Below are 16,541 nucleotides of genomic sequence, written 5' to 3' on the forward strand. Positions count from 1 at the left end.
TAGAGCAAACATAAATTAAAACTACCATAATTTCTTTAACATATAAAAATTCAATTTTGATATTTACTACAAAATATAGCATCATTGAAATAATTGAGTTTACACTGTATATAACTAAAAAAGATGCAAAAGGAAATCAAAATAAAACTAACGATACTATTAAAATTATCTCATATAATATAGCAAAAATAGGTATGATTAAAAAAGAAAGCAAATTTATATTTTTATTCATATAAATTATGAACAAAATTGATATAAATCATAATGCTAATGAAGTAATAATTTTTGTTTTAATTCTAGTTAACTTTTTTGTAAAAAGTAGTAGATAAGTTAAAATAAAGGTGATAAATAATCCAACAGATAAATTAATTTGATTGTTTAAAGCAATACATATAAATGCAGCAAAAAGATATTTATCAGACTTATCCTTGAAATATTTTTTATTTCTAGGGAGTATTTTAAAAACAAAAGCACGGTTAGTTGAAAAACTTCAGTTACACAAAAATCAATAAATTCCTATAACAAAAATTCTAATTCATTTTCTTTTTGTTATTTTCTTTAATATTTTATCAATTATCCCAAAATGTAGTCCACTAATAATAAGCAGATGCATAATACCAATTTTTGATGCATTATCAATTAACGATGATGTTTTATATGTATATCCAAATGTCATTGGGATCAAGGTTTGCTGGTAACCATCAAATTTTGAGTAAAAATTAAAAATATAGTAGCGAAAATCTCAGTTTGTAGCAGATGAAATATTTGTTGATAGGATTTTTTGATAACTTGTTTCAGCAATGTTTCCTTGCACATTGATAAATTGATAAATTGAATAATTATCATTATAATTTGAAATATAATACTTTAAATTTCAAAAATTTCGTATTGCTATATAGCTTTTATAAACACCAATTACTTGGAATGTGTTATTTACACCTAATGCATAAAAATATCTATATATAAGCATTTTAGATAATAAAATTACAGATAAAATTACTATGAAAATAAGCAGCCGAATTAAGTATTTTCTAAAAATATAAATCTGAATTAGTGAAATAATTATCCAAAAAAGTAAAATCAAAATACTAAATGATGATAAAACAAGATAAAAGAATGTTAAAACCAAAAATGCATTAAATGATGCTATTCTAGAATCAAGAAAGTTCTTAATTTTTCAATTGTTTTCTGGCCAATACCAGAAATTTTTGAAAGCTCGTCTCAAGTTGTTGTGTATCCTTTACTCTCTTTATAATCTATTATCTTTTGTGCATATGATTTACTTATTCCATAACTTGTTAATTGATTGATTGAATGCAAATCTTCTCAATTAAGTTGATGGTTTTTAAATGGAACATATATTTCTTTATTTTCAATTGCTAAATCATCTAATTTAAATGCAGATACATCTCCATCTGGTAATAGTTTTGTAATAAAGAATAACTGCCGATATGTTAGTGGACTAGAACTTTCGTGAATACCTGTTTGTTTTACTGCACCTTTTAAGATATATCTTTTTATCATTTCTTTTTTTACTGTATTTTGCTGTGGTGTAGCAAAAAAAGTAAAATAACTAAGTGTTCCAAGTGTAGCTGCTATCAAAATTATGCTTATTATATATTTAAAAATTTTTGCTTTCATATTTTATATATAGATTATTTTAAAAAAAGAAAGCAAAAAGAACAAAAAAAGAACTTTTTAAGAACTTGAAATTTAGTAAAATATAAAGAACAAGGAGATTTATGTCATTAAAAGCAGGTATTGTTGGACTTCCGAATGTCGGAAAAAGCACATTGTTTAGTGCGATAACTAAAAAACAAGTTGAAGCAAGCAATTATGCATTTACAACTATTGAACCTAATATTTCATCGGTTCCTTTAATCGATGTAAGATTAAAAAATATAGCTAATTTAGTTAATCCAAAAAGAATAGTATGAGCAACTTTTGATTTTGTTGATATTGCCGGATTAGTCCAAGGTGCTTCAAAAGGTGAAGGATTGGGAAATAAGTTTTTAGCTAACATTCGTGAAGTAGATGCAATTATTCATGTGGTTCGTTGTTTTTTAGATAAAAATATTATGCATGTTTCTAATTCAGTTGATCCAGTTCGCGATAAAGAAATAATTAATATTGAATTAATTTTAGCTGATTTAGAAACAATTAATAATGTGTTAAACCGTGTTGCAAAGAAAGCTAAATCAGGGGACAAAGATGCTATTATCGAGCAAAATGCCGCAATGAAAATAAAAAAAGCACTCGAATCTGAAATACCTGCTAGGGAAGTTGACTTAGATGAATATGAAAGTAAATTTATTAAAGGGTATCATCTATTAACTTATAAACCAATTATTTATGTTGCTAATTTATCATCTGAACAATTTTTGGATTATAATAATGATGCAGTTTATGTGAAACTAAAAAAATCTTTAAAAGATTATGAAAAACTTTTACCGATTTCGGTAAAAGTTGAATCAGAATTAACCGAAATCGAAGATGAAAATGAAAAACAAGAATTTTTATCACTTTATAGAATAAAAACTAGTGGATTAGATTTACTTACCAAACATGCATTCGATTTATTAAATTTACAAACTTATTTTACAGCCGGAGAATTAGAAGCAAGGGCTTGAGTGTTTCATAAAGGATGAAATGCTCCTAAATGTGCCGGAGTAATTCATAGTGATTTTGAAAAAAAATTTATTAAAGCAGAAGTAATTTCTTATAATGATTATATAAATTATCAAGGTGAATTAGGTGCTAAGAATGCTGGAAAAATGAGATCGGAAGGAAAATCATATATAATGCAAGATGGTGATGTTTGTCACTTTAAATTTGGTAAGTAACTTCTTTATGGGGGTTTTGTATAATGGTATTATAGCAGTCTCCAAAACTGATGATAAGGGTTCGATTCCTTTAACCCCTGCCATATCAAAATGATCAAAAAAACCTAGTTGTTGCTAGGTTTTTTATATGCAAATTCCACAATTCTTGGTTTATTAGCAATATCATTAATAATTTTGATGTCATATTTTCATTTTTGATGATTTCATCAGTTTAAATGTAACGGGTTGATTTCAAAAAATATTTTTGCTTCATTTTTTAAATATTTATCAGCTTTTTTAATAATTTGCTGATAAAAATATAAACCATTATTATCAGCAAATAAAGCATTATGTGGTTCAAAATTAAGAACTGATTTATCAAGTTTTTCGTTTGTTGATAAATAAGGTGGATTACTTACGATAACATCGAATTTACCTGTGATGCTATCAAATAAGTCGCAATTGATAATCTTGACTTCTAAATTATTTATCTTCTTATTTAAGTTACTTTGCATAATTGCTTCATCAGAAATATCAGATAAAATTACTTCTGAATTAACAAAATATTTTTTTAATGCTAGTCCGATAAAACCTGAACCACAGCATAAATCTAAAATTCTTAATTTAGCATTTTTAGGATACATCTTTTTCACATATAAAATTAATTCTTCGGTTTCATATCTAGGTATTAAAACATTATATCTCAGATCAATTTTTACATCAGCCATTTCAATATATCCGATTATTTTTTGAACTGGCATACCTTTCATAAGTTGTTGATCTTCAAAAGAAGATATGTTTTGATCCAAACCATATCTTCTTTTTTCAAGCAATAAATCTGCTTTTGTTGACATTAGATCCCTGCTTCTTTTATTTTTTCATTTTGTTCTTCTGCTAATAATGCATCAATAATCGCATTCAACCTACCTTCCATAATAGGCGCTAAGGATGTTGAATAACTGATGCGATGGTCAGTAACACGATCTTGTGGGTAGTTATAAGTTCGTATTTTTTCAGCACGCGCTCCTGAACCAGCAAGTTTTCTAAATGCTGATTCTTCGGCATGCTTTTTTTGAATTTCCAAATCATAAAGTTTAGATTTTAAAATTCGCATTGCAATCTCTTTATTTTGGATTTGTGATTTTCCTTCTTGACAAGATACTACAATTCCACTTGGAAAGTGTGTAATTCTAACTGCTGAATCAGTTGTATTAACTGATTGACCACCATTACCACTTGAACGGAACACATCAACACGGATATCTTCGGTTTTCACTTCTATTTCTACATCATCATCAATTTCTGGCATTACTGTAACAGTAGCTGTAGATGTATGAACACGTCCTTTTGCTTCGGTTACAGGAATTCTTTGCACACGGTGTACTCCTGATTCAAATTTTAATTTAGAATAAGGTTTTTCACCTTTCACAGCAAAGGTAACTAATGTAAAACCACCTGCTTCAGCTCCAATTGAATCTAATAATGTAATTTTCATATTATTTTGTGTACATCATTTTGAATACATACGGTATAAATCACCTGCAAAAATATTTGCTTCATCGCCCCCAGCTGCTCCACGAATTTCAACTATTATATCTCTGTTATCATTTTCATCCTGTGGAAGAATTAAAATTTTTAATTCTTCAGTTAATTTGTTCATTAATTCTTCGGTTGTTTGAATTTCAAGTTTAGCAAATGCCAAAATTTCTTCATCTTTTTCTATTGATAACATTTCTTTTGCTTGTGTATGATTTTCTTGAGCATCAAGGTATTTGTTAAAAACTATAACAATATCTTTAATTGAATTAATTTCTTTGCTGATTTTGTTATATTTTTTTATATCCGAAATAATTTCAGGTTTTTCAAGCGACTTTTCAAGTTCTTGATATTTTTCCTTGATTTGATAAAGTGATTTATACATTGTTTGTTCCATAGTATTTTTATTTTATCATAATTTAAATATAAAAGAACCAAAGCGTTCGCTTTGGTAAATTTATTTACGATATTTCGCTGGAACACCATCTAAGTTGATATGACAATATCCAAATGGATTTTTGTTTAAGTAATTTTGATGGTATTCTTCTGCCTTTGTATCATCACTAACAGGTAAAATCTCAATATAATTATCTTTACCTTCAGTTTCTTTAAATGCTTGATTTAGCTTTTCAAATTCAGCTCTTAGTGCAGTTTCATTAGTATATATCCCAACACGGTATTGTACGCCACGGTCATTTCCTTGTTTGTTTAATGAATAAGGATTAATAATTAATAAAAATAGTTTAAAAATATCATTAGGTGTTAAAACATCTGCATCATAAATAATTTTTACAGCTTCAGCATGCGATGAACCATTACATACTTGTCGATATGAAACACCTTCGCTACCACCATTAATATAATGAACACTTGTGCTTAAAACACCTTTGACTTTTTGGAAGAATGCTTCTACTCCTCAAAAGCAACCACCAGCTAAATATACTTCTTTGTTCATAATTTCCTTTCTGTATAAAATTATATATAAATTCTTTAATAAATAAATTTCATTTATTTCTTTCTTTGTTATGAAAATAAAAAAAATTTTCAAATTTTTGGTTTATCTTGTACAATAAAACAAAACAATGTAAAATTTTTTCATCTATTATGATGTTGATTCCTTGTTTGTTATAATTGCTCCGTATATATATATATATATATATATAGGTTGTGCTTTCACTAAAACCACTTGTATATAGGAAGAAATATATTTATATACCTTTTAAAACATAATAGAGGTTTATATGAATTTAAAAAAACTCAAAACCTTGCTAGTATCTGCATCAGCAGTTGGATTACTAGCAAGTATTTCAGCAACTGATTCACAACCAGCAACTAATAAAGATAGTTCTAAATCAGTTGATAACACAAATAACGATTCTCTTTATCAAATTTTTCCAGGTGTACAACAATCACAATATCAAAAAGATAAAGACTTTTTAATCACAAATGATGTAAATATCATTTTTGAAGAAGGAATTGATGATGCAACAATTGCACGTTTTGATGAAGTATTAAAACTAAAAAAACTGCATTATAAAGCAACACGCAGGTTTATAGCAGGTAAAACTAATATTTTAGTCGGAATCAAAGGTGATAGCACAGATGATTTAGTTGATAAAAAAGTTAAAGAAATAGGAATCAATTTAGATGATAGTTTAAATACTAAAATCGATTCATATCAATTGGATTCTAAAAAAGTTGATATCGACGGACAAGAAACTGATTATATAACAGTTATGGCTAAAAATTCCGATGCTGCTTTTTATGGAGCAACCACCTTGTGACATATCTTTAAACAACTTGATGGGAACAAAATTGCAAGTTTTGAAATCAAAGATTGAGCAGATGTTAAAACTCGCGGAGTTGTTGAAGGATATTATGGAAATCCTTGGAGTTTACAAGATCGCCAAGATTATATGAAGTGAGGAAGTTACTATAAACTTAATGCATATATGTATTCTCCAAAAGATGATCCAAAACATCGCATCAAATGAAGAGAGTTATATACACAAGATGAACTTGATCGTTTGATCAAACCGCTTGCAAAACTTGGTAATCAAACCAAAGTAAGGTTTATTTATACCTTACATCCATTTTCAGATAGCAGAATGACTATTGCAAACTATGATAGCGATTTGAAAGTATTGAAAGCGAAATTTAAGCAAGTTATCGATGCAGGTGTTCGTCAAATCGGGGTGTTAGGTGATGATTTTGGTAAACCATTTAAATCAGGTAATGATCAAAATGCTGAAACCCAATCTGAAAATCAACAAAAGAAATTTCTGGAAGATTTAGTTTCTTGATTAAAAGAACTTAAAAAAGATTATCCTGATTTAGTTCTAACCATACCTTATGTAGTTGATGAGTATATGGGTGATGGTCAAAAATATTTTGCAAGTTTTCCACCAGAAGTATCAGTTGTTATGACTTCAGGGGCAATTTTCGGAACCGTAAATAATGATTGATTAAAAAAATATGATCAAACATTATCAAATCAAATACAAACTCAAAATACAGATTCAAAAACAACTGCAAATATGGTGAATCCACCATTATTATGGATAAATTGACCAGTTAGTGATCAAGCCAAAACCAAACTGATTTTAGGTGGATACAAAAACTTTTTAAAACCAGATGTGGATGCTTCTAAGTTTTCAGGATTACTGCTAAATCCGATGCAACAAGAACAACCATCAAAAGTTGCTATTTTTGGTGGAGCAAACTATGCTTGAAAAGTTTGAAAATCCGATGCAGAAGCAGATAAAATCTGAGAAAACTCCTTTAAACATGTACTAAATAATTCCGAATTTGATAACGCAGTTTCAATTGCATTTAGAGAAATTGCAAAACATATGATTCATCAAGATCAGAGTAATTTATCTCCCCCACAACTACAAGAATCACAAAATATCAAGGATATAATTACAACACTGCAAAACAAATTATCTAATGATTCATTTACTGATTCAGATATCAATTCATTAATCGATGCATTTAATACAATTTCAAACTCTTTAAAAATCTTTTCATCTTCTACTTTAAATCCACAGTTAATTGCTCAAATGAAACCATGACTTGATTCTTTTAAAGAATTATCTGCTGGAATTACTATGTTATTAAATGGGTTAAAAAGTTATAAAAATGGTGAGCCAGATAACTTTATTGAATTTGCTAATGTAGGTAAAAATTTGATCGATGCATCTAAAAAACATAGTTTCGATTACTTAGGTAATCAGTTAAATGCTATTCCTGGTTCACAATACATCCAACCACTTGCACAAAAATTAATTGATTGAACCTTAAATAAAATTAATAATCAAACATTGCAACCTAGCAGTTTTACCAGTACTTTTATCACTGAAATGAAAGGTAAACAAGGAAACATCGATCCATCAGTTGTTTTTAATAAAGATAATACAACACAACTTATTTATACTCAATCTAACGACGCTAGTGCTGGCATCAAAGCAGGTGATTGATTTGGAGCAAGATTTAATCATCCTATTTCGCTACATTCTGTTTTTGTTAAATTTGTAGGGGCAGAAGGAAATCACTTTTTAACGTCTAAATTACAATATCAAATAAATAACAGTGACCAATGAGTAGATGTTCCAAATCAAACATCAATAAATTATTCTGATAATGAATCAACAGGTAAAGATATAAGTTTTAATACTATATATAATGTAATTGCAATAAGACTATATGATACAGAAGAAGCACCAAGAAATAATAAAAATTTACGTTTATTAGAATTTCGTGCTAATCCAGATGTAGCTGCAAGTGATATTGCATATACAGGGCTACAATTTAATCAAGAAAATACTACTATGCAATCAAAAGATGCTTATCAACCTGATGCACATAGTGGACCTGCTTATTTAACTGATAATAAATTATCAACAGAAGGATGATATTCTAATGCTAAAAACGGTCAAAATGATACTGTTTTCGTCGGTGACACACTAGGATTCAGTTTACCAAGCAAGCAACTTGTTACATCAATCCGAGTAGAACAAGCTTGATCAAAACCTGCTGATGCATTAAATGATTTTATTGTAGAATATAAAGATGAAAATGAAACAGACCCAAGTAAGCAATGAAAACAATTTGGAGCATTTCATCTTAATAATCAACAAATTCAATATATTTCAGGTTATGCTAATGCTAAGGATTTTAGATTTAAAGTAGTAGCACAACAACATGTATGATGAAGATTAGCTGATATTTCAGTATATGGACCAAATTATACCAGTAAGCAAAAATATCGTATTTCTTCAAACATGAAAGTTTATCAAGATTATAACTTAGACCATGTTTTGGATGCAAATGATCAAAGTTTCGCATGACTGTCACATTCTGATAATGGAAATGTGCAAAATAGTGATTATGTTGATATTGATTTCAAGCGTCCGATGCAAGTTGCATCCTTAAGGATTTTGCAAGAGAATGCTGATAAAGTACATAATATCGTTATTCAAGCAAAAAGAAATAACTTACCAATTGATTCAGATGTTGAAAATATCACTGATGCAAAAAATGATCAAAATATCAATATCCCCGATTCGTGGGGTATTATAACCGGGATTAGAATTAAATCAAAAGATAATTTGCAAACTTGATGAAAATTACATGATGTGTCATTTGTTGAAAAACCGCAGCCATCAAATAAATACTTATTCACCGATATCCAAAGTCCAAATCTTGTTACAGATAAAATTGATAATACATTTAAATTATTTAACCAAAATAACCCCGATGCAACCTCGAATATCACTGTTGCAAAGGACAAATTCATCGGTATTGATTTAGGTGATGTATATAATGTAGATTCAATAACAAAAGATATAACAAATCCAGATACAAATCTAAAACTACAATATTCATCAGACGGATATCAATGAACAGATGTTGAAAACACACTTAGTGCTCCAGTAAGAATGCAATTTGTGAGATTAATAAACAAAAAGACAGGCAATTCGGATACTAATTTATCAGTTACTTTTAAAAATTTACAAGTTCATATTATAGATTTTAAAACATTTGGATATTTAGTTTCTTCAACCATAGCAAACAATCATAACAACACAGATACAAGAAATTCAAATTATGCTTTTGATGGTGACATTAACACATCAGTTAGCTTTACATCAACACCTAAAAAAGATAATGAAATTATCTATGATTTAGGTCAGCAAATTGATTTAAAATCTTTACGGATTTATGCAAGTAAATCAACTTCAAATTATCCAAGAAATATAGAAGTTTTAGCATCGGCAACTAATGAAACATCTGCTCATTGAACATCGCTTTTTAGTATCAATGATACCGTCGATTCAACTAATAACTTAGCAAATGTGCAAGCAGGAACAGAAGATCCAAAATATCCAAATGCTAAATATTGAGGAAAAGATGATATCTCTACAAAAGCTAGATATATAAAACTAAAGATAACCAAAGATTATCCAGCAAATACATCATTAACAATTAATGAAATTTTAGTTAACAAAGGTGTCTATATCCCTGCCGATAACGATCCAAGGTTTGGAGGAGAAAATTACTCAGAAATTTCAAAAGATACCAAACCTGCTAATACATTAGATTCAAATTTAAATACATATTATGAACCTAAAAATGCTGCTGGTAAGTTAATTTGGTACATCGAAAAAGGTTATTTTGATAACCGTAATTTAAGGGTTGTTTCAGATGGCGATTCATATGCATCAGTTTATGTAAATATTCTTGATACATCTACAAATGCAGTAGAAAAGAAGTTGGTAGGTAAATTATTTACAAATATTGTTGCATTCAAACTACCACATCAAACAAATAAAGCAATTATATCTGTAGAAATTGATTGAGATGCAAGTAAACCTAAGCCAAAAATTACTGAGTTAATTGGTTATGATATTATCCAAACTGCTGAGACTGATAAAAATGCTTTAAAAACCTTAGTTCAAGAAAACATTGAATCAACTTATAACAATTGAACAAAAGAATCAAAAGCAAATTATGATGCAATTAAAGCTATTGCTCATGAAGCAATTAAGGATGATGAACTCTTAACACAAAAAACTATTGATGATATTAAAACCAGACTAGAAAATGCTAAATCTTCTGCTTTAACTAAAACAACTAAACAACAACAATTACAAGATATTTTAAATTCTGTATTAGAAAACACTGATAATGTAGTCTATACTCTTGATTCATATAGTAAATATCAAAACACTATTGATGATATTAAAGCAGCACTGAAAAATACAAATGATTTGACCGATTCTACTGTAACATCACTAAAACAAGCATATCAAAAAGCAAAAGAATCACTGGTTGTTTCTGATGTTCAACAACAAATAGCACAACTTAACATCAAAAATTTCGATACTATTAATAAGTTAGAATATACTGAATCTTCTTATAATTTGTTAAAAGAGAAATCAGATGCATTAAAAGCAGAGTTAAGAAAAACTAATCCATCTGCAGTTGAGTTAAAAAAACTTAATGATGCATATATCCATGCATACAAATCCTTAGTAGCATCAGTCAAAGGTGCTAAATTACTAGCATATAATGAGTATTTAGAAAATGATGCTTATGGATTTACAGATAAATATCAACTTCGCTTTCCTAGCTTATCTAAAAATATTGCTGATTTAATTAATCAACAGAGTGTGGTAATAAGTAACCCTGATGCTACTTCTGACCAAATTGATGAAGCTTTAGCATCGTTGAAAACAACTACTAATAAAGCAATTGAGCAAAGAAATCATTTGATTTCAAAATATCAACTTCTTACCAAAACACAAATTCCTAATACCAACAATATCTATACAACAGATTCATATGCTGATTACAGTCGAGTTTTTAATCAAATTAAAAATAATCTAATCGATGTTCAAAGAATTACTGAAAAACAAATCAATGATGCACAAAGTCAGATAACAAATGCACAAGATATGCTGAAAATTAATCCATCTAATTTAAATGATGCAAAAAAATATGCTCTAGCTCAATTAGAAAAATTAGATGATAAACAAGATTTTGCAAACAAAATTAATGCTTCCGATTTAACAGCTGATAAATTAAGTGAAATTTTAAAGCAAATTAATGATTTATATAATGCACAAGAAACCAAAAAATTACAAGATCAAAGAAATAAAACAAAAGCCTTAATTGATAAAATAAAAGACTTAAAGATAAAATCTGATTTAACTAATCAAATGTCAGATGCAGATAATATTATTGATTTACAAAAAATCTATCTTACAGCAGATGCACAAATAAAAGCAGAAGCAAAAGCACAAACGGACTTTGATATATATAAAGAAAATATCAAAGGAATTGCAAATCAAATCTTAGATTCAACCAAGAAAGGTCAATTCATCGGTCAAATTGATGCTGCTACTACTAAACAACAGCTAGATTCACTAAAAACTTTAATAGATAAAGAAATTAATGATGAAAAGCAAGCACAGCATGCAAAAGATGAAAAAGCTAAGGAGCAATTAGATCAAGCGAATTCAGATGTTGATGCATTAATCAAAAAACTTCCTGATAATCTGCAAGTAGCATATCTTAATAAACATGAGCAAGTTAAAAATAACATTAATGATGTTAATGCATTAAAAGATGAAGTTCAAAAGAAAATTGATGAAATTAACAAAAATCAAGAATCTAAACCTAAAACACCTAAAAATCCTATACCAACTGAAAAACCAGCAGAGAAACCTAAACAACAAATCAAAGCATCTAATGGTTGAAAAATAGCTGTAGGAGTTATAGTAGGAATTTTAAGTTTAGGTATCATTAGTGGGTTAACATACTATTTTATAAAGAAAAAACGTAAATAAAATAAGCATCTATGGATGCTTATTTTTGTGTTAAAATAACAATATGGATAATGCATTCAATGAATTTCTAGAATCAATAAACTTAGATTTATATCGCACTAGATATAAAAATATCAAAATTATGGAAGCAGATATGCCAAAAGAAATCCAAGCACTTGATACTATATATCAAGTTTATTGACATAATAATAACATACTTGATTTTGATGATTGATATTTAAATTATTATTTAACCGACGATATGAAAGCAAAAATTCTAAATTTCAATAAAAATCACATTGGATTATGCGAATGTTGTTTATTTAAAGGTATAGAAGCAAGGATATATCGAACCTGAGCATCAATTATTACATAAATTCAAGCAGGTTATTGTTGTCAAAGAGTTTTTGGTAAAGAAAATGTATTTCAATCAAGTGACTTAGATCGAGATGGTATCGATATTCTAATAGATTATAAAGCTGTCAAAATCGGGATACAAATTAAAAAGGAAACTGGTAGAAAAGAAATCAGAAACAGGATTTCATTAGCTAGAAAATAAAGCATTGCTAATAAAGTTATTGATATTTATTATACTGTGATAACTGATGAACAAGTTGAAAAATGTAAGTATGTAAAGAAAACCAAAGAACATAATCAAGGTGATTATAAAGATTATGCATATTTGTATGGATTAAATGGAGATAGTCCGTATTTAAAAAAACTAAGCAACGGATTTGTAATTTTTACACTTAAATATTTTCAAGAAATTAAAGATTTGATTGATAATAAAATTCAAATATTGTATATTTAGTTTATTTAATTAAATTTACAATATTTTCAGCAAGTTTTATATAATCAGGATTTATTTCAAATGATAAATAATTTCCGCCCATTTCTTTGGTAACATAACATTCGCTACCCGAACCACAAAACGGAATTAAAACATTAAATTTACAATCTTTTGGTCTTGATGCCATAATTAATTTACGAGTTAAATCCATAGGTTTTTGAGTAGGATGGATAATAATATCACATTCATCATGGCTTCTACGTTGCTTCGGATTGCAAAAAATATTATGTGTTTTACAGTAAAAATAACGCTCTTGCAATGCTTTTCCGCCTGCCAGAGTGGATATTTCAAAAACATCCTTAGGTAATGCTCCTTTTTCATGTGGGGTGTAATAGGATTGATAATTTGAATCACTGTTAAAACGACACTTAGTTGAAGTTCGCTTTTTACCAGCAGAGTTTTTTATAAAATTTTCTGTATATGGAACGCGAACATCATCAGTATTAAAGTGAGGTTTATCTTTTCAAAAACAAATTATACTTTCATGTGAACGCTGTCAAAATTTTAAACCTGGAGTAACTTTGTTAGTATAATGTCAAATTAGTCATCGTTGCTTTTTTAGATCTATTTGTGTTGAAATATGTGCTAATATTTCGCTAAAACCATAAATATAACCTAAACCATTTGGCTTTAATATTCGATAACACTCACTAAATCACTGCTTTGCTCAAGTGATATATTCATTAATATCCATTGAATCTTTATTATTACCAAAGTCTTTACCTATATTATATGGTGGATCAATAATAATTATGTCAGCTGATTCATCTGGGATATTTTTTAAACCATCTAAACAATCTTTATTTATAATTCGATTATTAAATTCATAAATTTTGTGCATATTTACTTTCTTTGGATAAATATATAAATTAACATTTGTATATTTATTATAATAATTCTGAAATTTTCATTCCTTCTATAAAACTTTGAATATATTCTCAATCTATTTTACCATCGGTTGTTTGTGGTAGCAGCAATAATGTTTGATCAAATCGCTTTGATTGTCAAGTTCTACCATAAGAAAACTTATAACGGTGCTGATCTAAAATTGTGATCAAAAACATTGCAGTATAGATATTTAAGTGTTTAGATCTTCCAATTGTAATAAATGAATTAGCAATAAAATCATCAGGATGATATAAACTATATCCACCTGAACCATCGCCCCCGGTGATAAATCCAATGCAATTTCCTTTGGTAACTAATTCTTCATCGTATTCAACTTTTTCTAAAACTCCGTTATTTGTCTTTTTAGCAGCAACATAATAAATATCATCGCCTTTTATTAATTGATGAGTTGTTTTTAATCTACCTTTTTCAAGTTTATATAGGTTATCAAAAACTTCTTTGATATTAAACTCTTTTCAACTACTTATATCAATTTTTTCATCTTTTGGATTATTTTTCAAATAATTTAACAGCTTATCAAATTTTTGTGATTTAGATATATATCAAATTAAATCAAAATCTGATATTTCTTTTTCAACTATATCCATTTCTTTTTTGATTTGAAATATCAAAAATTCTTTTATAGTTTTTTCAAAAGAGAATTTAGTTAAATTTGAATAATTTGTTTTTAGATGCGAATGCACATTTCATTCTGAATCAGGTTTAATAGATACACTGATAGCTTTGGATGTGTCAAAATTATTATTGAATAAAAAATCTAATAATTTTGCTTCATTTTCTGCATATTTATCAAATAAATCAATTCTTCCTTTTGCAGTGACAACTAAGCCATCATCAAAGTTATAAAACTTTACATCTTTTTTATAATCATGTGGTAGATGTGTTTGAAAAACTGCAATAGCAGTATATGTTGATGCATTTGGTTTAAATAAATCAGATGGCATATTAATAACATATTTTAAAGTATGTTTATTTAAAATCATTTGTCTACGATGAGGATCTTTAAAATACATTGATAATGGAGCAATAATTATTCCATATCTGCTGCAGTTATCTAACATCTTAGTTAAAAATGTAATCTCTTTTGGTGTAGGATTACTTGAACTTTCTTCGCCTGAATAAGGTGGATTTATAAAACCAATAGTTGGTTTAACTTGTGCAATAATTTGATCACTTTTTTTATCATTTATAGAATCAATGTTATAAATTCTAGATTTACCATCACCACGGAATAACATATTAGAAATAGAACAAATAAACATTGTCGGATTAATTTCAAAACCCAAAAGTTGATTTTCTTTTATGTTATTTATTTTTGCTTCTTTGTCTGGTATATTACTATTTTCAATTAAATCAATTAATTTATTCATTGCTGCAATTAAAAATGCACCTGTACCACAACATAAATCCATAATCACATCGTTTGCTTTTATATCAACAAGTTTTGTAAATAATGATGTGATATGTTTTGGGGTTAAAACGATTCCTTTTTTAACATTAGATACACCTGCATATTTTAAAAATTCTTCATAAAACCTACCAATAATATCATAGTTTGATTTAGAAGCAAATTGATTGTTAAACAAAGGGATAATATTATGTTCAATTTCTTCAAGTATTTTTATTAAGATATTAGTTTGTGAAAGTTCTTTAATTTGTTTATATGTTTGTATATAAGTTTTAAAAATTTCTATTTTTTCTTTAGAAATTCCTTGTGATTCCAAAATAGCTTGTATAGTGTAAAATAAACTATTTAAAATATCTATCCCTTGCTGTGCATATTTATATGTGATAGGAAAATTATTAAGATAGTTTTTAGGTTTATATAAAGATATCATTAACATTGATAAAATTACAGGGCGTTGTTGACTATCGAGATTTCTTAATAATTTATTTATTTTCTTACTTGATTTTGTAATATTTGCAATAGCAACTTCTTCATCAAAATCATAAAATAATGATAAGAATTTTTCTTCACTAACAAAATTATTAATTTGCTTTTGATGTAAAATTTCATTATTTGCTATTTTAAAACAATCAAAATAATAAGAATTTTGAGTTGATAAATCACCACTTGCTGCAATACCTAAAATTTTGTAATTGTCAAATAATGAGTTATTCAAGAACTTAGATAAATATCATTTTATCCCTGAAATAGCACCTTTTTTAATATCAGCATCATAATGATCTTTGATATTTGTTTTTTCTTCAACTAAAATTAATAAATTTGTTTTCTTATTAAAATAAATTCTATCCGGATAACCTGGTTGATTATTTTTGTTTTTTGAAGCAGTATTAAGAACAAAAAGAATGTTTTGATCTAATTTTTTGTTAGTCTGACTATCATCTCAATCAGAAAGATTGTATCCAAGTTGCTGTAATTTATCAGTAACTGATGGTGTTATATTTTTATCTTTTCGCATTATTACCTCATATAAGTCTCATATACAATTTAGATATTAATTATACATTATCTAACAAGGATATTTTCATATTCTTATAATTTATTGTTATTTAGAAGATGAAGATATTCAAATTTACATCATATATTTAATAAAGATAATAAAAAAAATAAACTAAAAAAGGAATAAA

General features: G+C 27.4%; 11 protein-coding genes and 1 tRNA gene. 5 read left to right on the forward strand and 7 right to left on the reverse strand.

Going from position 1 to position 16,541, the window contains the following annotated elements; genetic code table 4:
- Both ACXYRP_RS00700 and ACXYRP_RS00705 read right to left on the reverse strand, forming a co-directional pair.
- A partial coding sequence (locus ACXYRP_RS00700; protein ID WP_458614996.1) for a ComEC/Rec2 family competence protein occupies positions 1-970 on the reverse strand: 970 nt, incomplete at its 3' end.
- Positions 971-1,146: 176 nt separating this feature from the next.
- A complete protein-coding gene (locus ACXYRP_RS00705; RefSeq protein ID WP_458614997.1) occupies positions 1,147-1,641 on the reverse strand; it encodes an MAG0490 family ComEA-like DNA-binding protein in 495 nt (164 codons plus the stop codon).
- 101 nt (positions 1,642-1,742) lie between these two features.
- Between ACXYRP_RS00705 and ychF the strand changes: the two genes are divergently transcribed.
- Positions 1,743-2,843: a redox-regulated ATPase YchF gene (gene ychF, locus ACXYRP_RS00710; RefSeq protein WP_458614998.1), complete on the forward strand. Its 1,101-nt coding sequence runs from the start codon at positions 1,743-1,745 to the stop codon at positions 2,841-2,843.
- Positions 2,844-2,852: 9 nt separating this feature from the next.
- Positions 2,853-2,926: transfer RNA gene (locus ACXYRP_RS00715), tRNA-Trp, on the forward strand.
- Positions 2,927-2,947: 21 nt separating this feature from the next.
- On the opposite strand, the gene prmC is transcribed toward ACXYRP_RS00715, so the two are convergent.
- From prmC to msrA, 3 genes are read right to left on the reverse strand one after another with little or no spacing between them, the layout of a single operon-like run.
- A complete protein-coding gene (gene prmC, locus ACXYRP_RS00720) occupies positions 2,948-3,676 on the reverse strand; it encodes a peptide chain release factor N(5)-glutamine methyltransferase (protein ID WP_458614999.1) in 729 nt (242 codons plus the stop codon).
- Positions 3,676-4,755, reverse strand: coding sequence for a peptide chain release factor 1 (gene prfA / locus ACXYRP_RS00725; RefSeq protein WP_458614486.1), 1,080 nt, complete (start codon positions 4,753-4,755; stop codon positions 3,676-3,678). The genes prmC and prfA overlap by 1 nt, the downstream gene beginning before the upstream one ends.
- Before the next feature lie 60 nt (positions 4,756-4,815).
- A complete protein-coding gene (gene msrA / locus ACXYRP_RS00730) occupies positions 4,816-5,313 on the reverse strand; it encodes a peptide-methionine (S)-S-oxide reductase MsrA (protein ID WP_458607196.1) in 498 nt (165 codons plus the stop codon).
- A 286-nt stretch (positions 5,314-5,599) separates the two neighbouring features.
- Here msrA and ACXYRP_RS00735 point away from each other — a divergent pair, with 286 nt between their 5' ends.
- From ACXYRP_RS00735 to ACXYRP_RS00745, 3 genes are all read left to right on the forward strand, one after another.
- Positions 5,600-12,211, forward strand: coding sequence for a beta-N-acetylglucosaminidase domain-containing protein (locus ACXYRP_RS00735; protein ID WP_458615000.1), 6,612 nt, complete (start codon positions 5,600-5,602; stop codon positions 12,209-12,211).
- 43 nt (positions 12,212-12,254) lie between these two features.
- Complete coding sequence (locus ACXYRP_RS00740) at positions 12,255-12,566, forward strand: TaqI family restriction endonuclease (protein ID WP_458615001.1); 312 nt, start codon at positions 12,255-12,257, stop codon at positions 12,564-12,566.
- A 207-nt stretch (positions 12,567-12,773) separates the two neighbouring features.
- Positions 12,774-13,001, forward strand: a complete 228-nt coding sequence (locus ACXYRP_RS00745) for a hypothetical protein (protein WP_458614500.1) — start codon at positions 12,774-12,776, stop codon at positions 12,999-13,001.
- 1 nt (position 13,002) lies between these two features.
- Here ACXYRP_RS00745 and ACXYRP_RS00750 read toward each other — a convergent pair whose 3' ends face one another.
- Complete coding sequence (locus ACXYRP_RS00750) at positions 13,003-13,881, reverse strand: DNA-methyltransferase (protein ID WP_458614489.1); 879 nt, start codon at positions 13,879-13,881, stop codon at positions 13,003-13,005.
- A 46-nt stretch (positions 13,882-13,927) separates the two neighbouring features.
- A complete protein-coding gene (locus ACXYRP_RS00755) occupies positions 13,928-16,372 on the reverse strand; it encodes an N-6 DNA methylase (protein ID WP_458615002.1) in 2,445 nt (814 codons plus the stop codon).
- Positions 16,373-16,541: the final 169 nt, after the last annotated feature.

Source organism: Mycoplasma sp. 5912 (assembly GCF_054353835.1).